3 protein-coding genes are annotated in these 1,204 nt (G+C 40.4%); all 3 read left to right on the top strand.

Features of this window, described 5'->3' with window-relative positions; translation table 11 throughout:
- On the top strand, positions 1-523 hold a 523-nt coding region (locus tag EAE90_RS23165), incomplete at its 5' end, for an RHS repeat domain-containing protein (protein ID WP_214055440.1).
- Positions 520-885 (top strand): hypothetical protein, encoded by a 366-nt coding sequence (locus tag EAE90_RS23170; protein ID WP_214055441.1) that lies wholly within the window; start codon positions 520-522, stop codon positions 883-885. The genes EAE90_RS23165 and EAE90_RS23170, both read left to right, overlap by 4 nt.
- Before the next feature lie 216 nt (positions 886-1,101).
- A partial coding sequence (gene tnpA / locus EAE90_RS24825) for an IS66 family insertion sequence element accessory protein TnpA (protein ID WP_422616012.1) occupies positions 1,102-1,204 on the top strand: 103 nt, incomplete at its 3' end.

The raw sequence follows: 1,204 nt of genomic DNA on the forward strand, positions 1-1,204 counted from the left end.
ATTTTATAACCGGTTCCGCTATTATTTGCCGGAAGCGGCGTGCTACCTCAGCCCCGATCCAACCGGCCTCTGGGGTGGTGAGAATACCTATAGCTATGTGCAAAATCCTACCGGATGGATTGACCCGTTCGGATTAGCTGGGAAAGATTGTCAGGATGTTGGAAAAGATATAAAAAATAAAGAACCTGAACCTTTGTTATTACTCCCTCATAATCCCAAGAAAAGAATCTTCAAAGGAGATGAAGCAGTTAAGCACTTTGAAAAACATGGTTCTGAAATGATGCAAGCCCTCAACCGAAAATCTTATAACCTGAAAGATTATATAAATGATGCGAATCATGTAATTGAACATGGAAAATATGTTCCTGAAATGAATGGCTATGCTAAGTTTATTGGTGGTCAAGGATCTGCAAAATATGCATTTGTAGGGCTAGATAGAAAAACTGGCCATATAACAACACTCCATGTTAAATCTGTCAGTGAACTATCACGAAAAGCACCAAGTTTAGGATTATCAAAATGAATATTCGAAAGATTGAATGGCTTTCTAAAGATGCAGAAGAAGCAATACTTTTTATTACTGATGGTCAATATGAATGCATTGCTTTTTCACATCCTTGTAACTATAACGAAGGCGATTATATCAATAGTCCGCTTTTTGCGATTACTGTGAAAGGAATACAAAAAGAAAAACAACACCCCCAAGGCATTATAAAAAACCAAAACGATACATTTTCGCAATTTGTTATAGCGGAACTTCTTGATAGGAATTCTAATTTAGTTAAGGTTGGTAATATTGTTATTGAGTTAGATGAACCTATTCCGAACGATATTAGTTCAGGTGAAATCATCAGCTTTGGTTGTGGTCGCATTGATACTATGTGATAGACCATATTGATTAATATGTCAGAAAAGCCGGAAAATCCCTGTGGTCTTCCGGCTTTCTGCTTTTTTAAGTGTCGCTCAGTCCCTGCCCTTAGTTGCTGTTGTAGTCGCCAAGCAGCTCACGCATCCTCGTAAATGCCCGGTCATCTCACCTTGTTCTTCCTCTCCGGCCCATGCACGCTACCGTTTCCTTATCTTCACCTGGAGACTGACACCATGAGCCGTAGCCGATATACCCCGGAACAAAAACAGCAACATGTGACCCAATGGCGCCACAGTGACCTGACCCGAAAACAGTATTGCGAACAGCATCAGCTGA

Origin of the sequence: Photorhabdus caribbeanensis (genome assembly GCF_018448885.1) — a bacterium.
In the GTDB taxonomy this organism is placed as follows: Bacteria; Pseudomonadota; Gammaproteobacteria; order Enterobacterales; family Enterobacteriaceae; genus Photorhabdus; species Photorhabdus caribbeanensis.

Excerpts from the sequence above, each read along its gene's own strand:
- EAE90_RS23170 (WP_214055441.1), top strand. The coding sequence starts at position 520 with ATGAATATTCGAAAGATTGAATGGCTTTCTAAAGATGCAGAAGAAGCA.